1 protein-coding gene is annotated in these 623 nt (G+C 37.9%); it reads left to right on the top strand.

The window, feature by feature from the left end; translation table 11 throughout:
- A partial coding sequence (locus Q1A47_RS20575; RefSeq protein WP_299632757.1) for a condensation domain-containing protein occupies positions 1–623 on the top strand: 623 nt, incomplete at both ends.

Genomic DNA, 623 nt, shown 5'->3' with positions numbered 1-623 from the left:
CGAACAAAGCTTTATAAAACTAATCGAACGGTACGAAATTTTACGAAGTGTAATCGTCCATGAGAATGTTCAATCACCAAAACAAGTCATCTTGAAAACACGTAAGCCTATGATTCATTATGAAGACCTTAGTACGCTTAGCGAAAACGAAAGAACAGCCTATGTGGAAAAGTTTGAAGTTGCCGATAGGCAAAAAGGCTTTAGTCTTAGTCAAGATATTCTGATACGACTAGCTGTTTTAAAGCTGAATGCAGAGGAATATAAAATGATTTGGAGCTCCCATCATATTCTGATGGATGGCTGGTGTAACGGGTTAATTATGAAAGATTTTTTCACCATTTATAGCTATTTAAGCAATGGGACAGCGGTACAGTTACCAGACACCACGCCATATGTGGAATATATTAAGTGGCTACAGAAACAGCCAAAAAATAAGGCAAAGCAGTTCTGGCAACAGTATGTGGAAGGATATACGAATCAGGCGAAGTTACCTGGTAAAGAGAAACGAAGTGAAGCCTTTACGAAAGAGCGCTTAGAATTTACGATTGATCCAAAAATGACCGAAGCTTTAAAACGAATTAGTAAACATCATCAAGTAACCTTAAACAACGTCATCCAAACGG

The sequence above is a fragment of the uncultured Virgibacillus sp. genome (genome assembly GCF_947495635.1).
Lineage (GTDB): Bacteria > Bacillota > Bacilli > Bacillales > Amphibacillaceae > Virgibacillus > Virgibacillus salarius.
This window is presented reverse-complemented; position numbering and strand designations above follow the sequence as displayed.